This is a genomic window from Aquimarina longa SW024, assembly GCF_001401755.1.
GTDB lineage: Bacteria > Bacteroidota > Bacteroidia > Flavobacteriales > Flavobacteriaceae > Aquimarina > Aquimarina longa.
Genome location: NZ_AVQK01000062.1, coordinates 1 through 5729, shown reverse-complemented (window position 1 = coordinate 5729; position 5729 = coordinate 1). Strand labels below are relative to the sequence as shown.

Genomic DNA, 5729 nt, shown 5'->3' with positions numbered 1-5729 from the left:
AACCCAAGTCGTGAGCGTTTCTCTTTAGTTTTTTGATGCATTTGTTCCTTTTTTTAAGTTTATATATATTGCTTAGGAGTCTTTATGACAGCGGCATAAAATTGTTTTACTAACGCTGGTATCTCCAATTTATCTAGGCGCTGCTCGCATTCCCTGTATACCTCCAATCTTGGGCGTGCTTCTGCTGTATCTTTTGCTTCATTTTTTTTAAATTTTCGGATTTGCTCCCGTACTATTCGCTGAAATTTCGATTTAATTTGGTATGCTTTTTCAGCTTCATACCAAGATTTCGTTCCTGCAAACCCTTTTGGGTTTTTACAATCAAAATAGAGGTAAGGGAGTGTTACAAATCGATTCAAAGGATCTTTTTCAATGTACTTGACCACCAAATCAATACGTTCAATATAGACTTGATGTGTATGCTTAATTCTTTCATTTGACACAGGTTCATACCACTTATACAAAAGTGTCTTTGCGATGTCACATTGGCGTTTATTTAACCAGATATTTTTGTAGAGTTTCTCCTTTGCTAATTTCCAAAGTTCATCGACATGTTGCAATAGGAAAGCGTGGCGGGAAGGGTCACAAAAAGAGTGTTCACAATTTTTATGTTGCCTAATCTTGATTTTTTCCGCGCCAGTTTGCCTACCCTGCGCAGTTTTTTCATCAAACTCGATTTGATCCCGCCAAGCATCTTTCCTTCGTGCATCTTCTGCTAAAAGGTCTTTCCTTCGTGTTTTTTTAGTCTCTTTTTTAGTTGTTTTTTGAGTTAATCCAGATGCTCTACCAAAATTCACTCTCCAACTGTTCCGAAGCTTTTCAACAGCTATTAGTGTATTATTTGTTTTATAAGTTCTTTTATAAGTGTATGAATGAGGACATTTTGACGAGTTTATTTTTTTAAAAACTTGATTATCAGTAGTTAATGTTTTTTCTTCTTTTCTGTTGTTTTGTGTGTTATCAACACTTCCTAACCCATTTATCCACAGTATTTTTGGATTTATAAACAACTCATAACTAGAATGAGAACCATGCCATATTTTCTTAGTTAATATCCCACACTCTAAAAGGCGTTTTATATGCCTTTGCATAGTTCTTCCACTAGCTTGTGTAATCTTTGCTAATTGTATGTTATTTGTTCGTAAAGAAGGTAGATTATGAAAGTCTAAAGGGGATATCTTATTAGATTTTGTTAGAAATGCTCCATAAACTTTAATAACTTCTCTAGCGGTAGCTAGCATCGATTGTCTAATCTGCGTGCTAATCGCTTCTTGATTGTTATTAAATTGAAATGTAAATCTATCCAATCTCTTAAATGAAAGGGAATAATTAATAATCATAATAACTGCTATATTTTTAAACTGAAAAACAAAACATGAAGATTCAAGTAGTATTGAAAAGAAATTCACGCTACTGATTCCTTATTTAGAATAGAAAGGATATCGCTTACTCATCTCTTTTGATAAGCACTTTTCGATAATGAATACGGGTGCTACTTGGTCTAGCCCTACGTTTAAACACATGCTTTAGTGTACTAAGAAATTTTTCCTTTTGAGCTTCTCGAATTGCTATAATCTTCATTGTTCCCCTGAGTTTTTATGAGACAGATTCATGTTCCCTGTATTATTCCTTGCAACTAGTGCTAATTCTAATTGTATGATGCGCTTTCCTCTTTCCTGAAGAGATTTTCTTTTTGCCTGTGCTTCTTCATTCATCTTAAGTACCGCTTCTATTAGTTTGTCTTGATTATAAGATCGTAACGCATTTCCTTCTAAAAATTTAGTAACTGTTGGTCTGCTTAATCCAGAACGTTCTGCGAGTTGATCAATAGGCTCTTTATAATAGGTATAGAGCGTTTTCAATTGTTCGTTAAATTCTTTTTTTGTGTACATTCTTAATTATTTATAAATTTTATATAATATATATATTAAATTTATATATATTTGTGACTATAATAAATCATAGATCTATAAATATAAATTTTATATATATTGCTTCAAATTTATATAAATTCTATACATTAGTTGCTATGAAACATACATGCTTTAAACCAAAATAAGTATAAATGCCTTATAATCAGTATATAATATTTATATATCGATTGTATTTTAACACTAATTTAACATGTCTCAACTCAAAATAATAGACAATCAGACCCTAAAACTCATAGATTATCTAATAGCATTGCATAAGGAAACACAAACAAATCTTGACCTTGTAAATGACTATTCCTTTGGAGTAAAATTTTATCCATACAATAAATATATTGTTACCCATATGAGAGGAAAAGAGGTAAAAGGAGGAAAAGAGAAACATGCCCCACATCCTTTAATAATTAACCTTGGAAAGCAATTTAATCTTGATTTTAATTTCTTTTACGACCAAACCATTGGCGTTAAAGATGCCTTCTTATCAAAAGAAAGAATCGCTTACAATCCAAACAAAGAATTTATTAATGGAATATCTAAGGAAATCGATAAGCGATTTGAACTTTTCATAGAAGAAAATAGGCTTCTAAAAAACAAAGAAGAAAGAGATTCCTGCAAAGGCACAGAAAATGAATTATTCAATATTAAAACTCACTTAAATAAATCATTATCAGCAGATAATCTGTCGGAAAAAAAAGTGGAGATCACGGAAATGTTTGACAGAATGATTTCTCTATGCCGAAAAAAAATAAACAATTTAATCGCTAAGACAAATCTCGAACAGGATATTGCTAAATTAAATAAAGAAGTCGTTCAAAGTACAGAGGATAAAGTAGCTGAACTTGAAGAGAATATCCAAAAACTAGTTAAAGACATAGCGGAATGTAACAAAATGGCTTTTGAAGCTCAGAAAGGGCAGACAGAAGCCCTTAAGGAACTGCTAGCCATAAAGAGTAAAGAGTAAGAGTTAAACAAAAAACCAGAACAGAGCGGTTGAAATTCATTTCATGAAAATATAAGCTTGACTAAATTTTACGTTACAACATTGTAACGTAATGTAAAAAAACAATATATTAGCGATAGAAAAAATAGTTATAATCAAAATTTATGAAATCAAATCAGTTAGATTTTAAAAACCACAGTAAGGCTTTAAATGAATTGGTATTCGAAGCAAAGGACTTACAAAGAATTTCAAGAAGAACAATCCACAGTTGGAAACAATCCGGTGTATTGGATGAAAAGCGAGATCCAAATGCACTACGCAGATGGAACTATTTTAGCGCTATTGACATTGTTTGGATGGGTATTCTAAATGAATTGAAACAATTACGGTTTACTCACACAGAAATGAAAGCCTGCAAGGAAGTCTTATTCGAAATGATTACAACTGAAGATAACAAAGAATACCCTGCTCTAGAGTATTACACATTTTTAACACTACTCTACAATCAACCCATCTTCATTATCATTTCTTATGATAACGGAATTGATGCCATTTGGATGCTTGACGAAAAAGATTATTTCTTAAAACTTAAATCTGGAGAAATCGAGAACCACACAGCACTTTCTTTACATAAAGCAGTTAAGCTAAATCTTGATCCTGTTTATAAACTACCGAATTTTAGCGAAACAGCAGGACTAACAGAGGATGAAGTAGAGATTCTTAAAATAATGAGAAACAAAACCTTTAAAACTATTAAAGTCACCAAAAGAAATGGTGATGTAGACTCAATCGAAGGTGTCGAAAGAATTCAAGATTTAGACAAAATTGAAAAGCTTATAGAGTCTGGAGAATATCAAAATATGGAAATAAAACAACAAAATGGCAAGATTGTTTCTGCACACAGAACAATTAGAACCAATTTTAATAGATAACAATTAAACGCTAGATGACCGCTACAAGTCATGCACACTTATAACTACTGTTTTGACCGACACTACAATTGGAGAAACAGCAATTAAGTATTAAAATGAATACAAATGAAACGAATGAGAAATTAATTGAAATGAGCGAATTATCAAAAATGATAAGAGCCAGAGATCCCAGAACCGCTTTAAAATGGTGTGAAAATTATAACCTTCCCATCATACCCATTGGGAAAAAGAAAATGACCTATCGATTTCTTGTGGATATCGAAGTAGATAGAAAGATTACGCAACTATTAAAGAAAAAATATCCAGAGAATTGGGAGGAACTATATGGATACTATAAAACGGAGGATTTGAATAGTTATTTGTTAGCTACCAGCGAGGAGGAAAACTATACGGAGGGTAAAATAACTTCAAGATCCAATCCAAAATCTTCTTTTGCCAAGGCATTTTCTAAAACGTAGAATAGTAATAACTTAAAAAAGAAAACAATATGAAGCAATTAAAATTACCAACCCAAAAGTATAAAGGGATGGTGGTGTACTGTAGTAAGTGTAGAAAACATTTTTCGTGGACAAAAAAACAGGAAGAAAAAAAAGTTCTCGAACCTGTATGTGGACAATCTAAAGGTCGGCTTTCTTCTTGTAAATTTAAAGACAAACAGAGTTACAAAGTAAAAGTTCACATCCCAGGAACTCGTAAAGGAGAGGTGTCCAAAGTACTCCAATCCAAAAGGTATGATGAAGCGATTATAGAAGCGGTGGAGTTTAGAGCAGAATTTAAGCGAACACTTCATGGGCATAATCCAAATCCAATCAATCAAAAAAAAGCAACAACAAGAACCTATCTTTTTGATGCACAGATACGCTATATTGATTTTTTAGCAGATATAGATGTACCACACCACCAGAAGAAAAATCATAGCAAAGATTATATAAAACAACTTTTAAAAAGTCTGGAGTATTTCAATGACTGTCTAAAAGAATATGATATAAATAAACGATTGCTTCTTATTGATAGGGTTGACGATTCTCATGTTGGGTATTTTCATGCTAGTCTTAATGCACGAGGGCTTAAAAGCAGAACTTACAATAAACATATGGGGAATCTAAAGATATTCTATAAATGGGTTATTCAAAATTATAACCTTAAGATTGAGGAGAACCCTTTTGATAAAGTAAAGAACAAACCTACGGTATACAAAAAGGAAACCATTACAGGGGATGAATTTAAGAAACTACTCGTACAGATTACTCTTGAAAATGGGAAATTTGAAAGAAAAACAAAGAGAGGAACAACAAAAAAAATGAATTACTTCTGTTCCTATCTTAAAGACGCTTTGGAACTTGCCTTACATACAGGAGGTCGTCGTGAGGAAATAGCTATTTTAAGATGGGATATGATAAAAGAAATAGATGGAAAACCTACCTATATAGAAGTCCGTAACTTAAAGGTGGAACGAATTACAAAACAAGAAGGGCAAGATAGTATAGCCCCTAAAATTATGCCTATTACCTCTGGACTAATGAAAGTTTTACTACGAATGGGATATCAGGAAAAAAAAGGGTCTACGGATTTTATTATATGCCCTGATCGAAAAAGAACAAGCATTGGTGCTATAAAAAATAGAATGACCAATGGCTTTTCTTTTTTCTATAATCAATTGAATACGGATAGGAGTTTACAATTTAAATGCTTACGTAAAACATATCTTACCTATCTGGATTTGGCTATGAAAGGAGATAGTAAATTACTATCTTCGCACTCCAATGATGAAGTATTACAAAAGCACTATATAAATCAAAAAATAGTAGCGAAGGCTGTAAAAGAACTTCATATTTTTGAATAATTATAAATATAATACCCTGCTTCTACACCCTGCTTTTATCTTAATTGCGGTGCATGGTGAAAATTTCAGTTTAATCGCAAGAT

General features: G+C 32.2%; 7 protein-coding genes. 4 read left to right on the top strand and 3 right to left on the bottom strand.

From position 1 onward, the window contains the following. Positions 1–59: 59 nt before the first annotated feature. From N456_RS08585 to N456_RS08580, 3 genes are all read right to left on the bottom strand, one after another. Positions 60–1340, bottom strand: a complete 1281-nt coding sequence (locus N456_RS08585) for a hypothetical protein (protein WP_062055962.1) — start codon at positions 1338–1340, stop codon at positions 60–62. 106 nt (positions 1341–1446) lie between these two features. Beyond that, entirely contained in the window at positions 1447–1581 is a 135-nt protein-coding gene (locus N456_RS25140; protein WP_262482824.1) for a hypothetical protein, read from the bottom strand. Beyond that, positions 1578–1892, bottom strand: a complete 315-nt coding sequence (locus N456_RS08580; protein WP_062055960.1) for a hypothetical protein — start codon at positions 1890–1892, stop codon at positions 1578–1580. Before N456_RS08580 ends, N456_RS25140 begins: the two co-directional genes overlap by 4 nt. 232 nt (positions 1893–2124) lie before the next feature. Between N456_RS08580 and N456_RS08575 the strand changes: the two genes are divergently transcribed. From N456_RS08575 to N456_RS08560, 4 genes are all read left to right on the top strand, one after another. After that, on the top strand, positions 2125–2892 hold the full coding sequence (locus tag N456_RS08575; RefSeq protein ID WP_062055958.1) for a hypothetical protein: 768 nt from the start codon (positions 2125–2127) through the stop codon (positions 2890–2892). 143 nt (positions 2893–3035) lie between these two features. After that, on the top strand, positions 3036–3803 hold the full coding sequence (locus N456_RS08570) for a MerR family transcriptional regulator (protein WP_062055956.1): 768 nt from the start codon (positions 3036–3038) through the stop codon (positions 3801–3803). 95 nt (positions 3804–3898) lie between these two features. Continuing rightward, complete coding sequence (locus N456_RS08565; protein WP_148639256.1) at positions 3899–4261, top strand: hypothetical protein; 363 nt, start codon at positions 3899–3901, stop codon at positions 4259–4261. A gap of 29 nt (positions 4262–4290) precedes the next feature. Continuing rightward, a complete protein-coding gene (locus N456_RS08560; protein ID WP_062055944.1) occupies positions 4291–5646 on the top strand; it encodes a site-specific integrase in 1356 nt (451 codons plus the stop codon). The last annotated feature ends 83 nt before the right edge of the window (positions 5647–5729 follow it).

What these genes read in the sequence shown, in the direction of transcription:
- N456_RS08575 (WP_062055958.1), top strand. Translation starts at nt 2,125, where the DNA reads ATGTCTCAACTCAAAATAATAGACAATCAGACCCTAAAACTCATAGAT.
- N456_RS08580 (WP_062055960.1), bottom strand. Translation starts at nt 1,892, where the DNA reads ATGTACACAAAAAAAGAATTTAACGAACAATTGAAAACGCTCTATACC.
- N456_RS08565 (WP_148639256.1), top strand. Translation starts at nt 3,899, where the DNA reads ATGAATACAAATGAAACGAATGAGAAATTAATTGAAATGAGCGAATTA.
- N456_RS08585 (WP_062055962.1), bottom strand. Translation starts at nt 1,340, where the DNA reads ATGATTATTAATTATTCCCTTTCATTTAAGAGATTGGATAGATTTACA.
- N456_RS08560 (WP_062055944.1), top strand. Translation starts at nt 4,291, where the DNA reads ATGAAGCAATTAAAATTACCAACCCAAAAGTATAAAGGGATGGTGGTG.
- N456_RS08570 (WP_062055956.1), top strand. Translation starts at nt 3,036, where the DNA reads ATGAAATCAAATCAGTTAGATTTTAAAAACCACAGTAAGGCTTTAAAT.
- N456_RS25140 (WP_262482824.1), bottom strand. Translation starts at nt 1,581, where the DNA reads ATGAAGATTATAGCAATTCGAGAAGCTCAAAAGGAAAAATTTCTTAGT.